The organism is Vibrio sp. 2132-1, assembly GCF_033344315.1.
In genome coordinates, this window is record NZ_JAWPON010000713.1 from 1 (window position 1) to 554 (window position 554).

The 554-nt window shown below is 49.6% G+C and carries 1 protein-coding gene; it reads right to left on the reverse strand.

What is annotated here, in order from left to right; genetic code table 11:
* The coding region (locus R8N47_RS27545; protein ID WP_318186406.1) for an ATP-binding cassette domain-containing protein at window positions 1-499 on the reverse strand (499 nt) is incomplete at its 3' end.
* Window positions 500-554 lie beyond the last annotated feature (55 nt).

The following is a 554-nucleotide window of genomic DNA, read 5'->3' on the forward strand; positions in this document are numbered from 1 at the left end:
CGAGGTTTACTCGCTGACGCTGACCGCCGCTGAGTTCGTGCGGGTACTTGTTTAACGTCTCTTCTGGCAATTCCACCAGCTTGAGAAGTTCCTCCAATCTCGCCGGGATCTCGCGGTCATGCTGCACCTGCTTGTGGATTTTCAACGGGCGAGTTAGATGATGACGAATTGTGTGGGTCGGGTTCAGCGATCCAAAAGGGTCTTGAAACACCATTTGTACCTTACTGCGATAATCTTGAATATCGTGTCGTGAGGTGATGTCATTGATGTTTGTGCCGTTAAATAGAATTTCCCCTTCGCTCGCCGGGTAAACCTTTGTGATTAGCCTTGCACACGTGCTTTTACCGCAGCCTGATTCGCCAACGAGAGCCAATGTTCGCCCAGCGTAAAGATCAAAACTGACGCCTTGCAACGCTCGAAAAGTCTCTTCTTTGGCAAAGCCACCGCCCACAGTGAACTCTTTGATCACGTTTTTCATTTGAATGATCGGTTGACTCATGCTGGTGCTCCTTGTTGCTCTGGCTGCTTGTGAACATCGTGAATATTGGGGAACG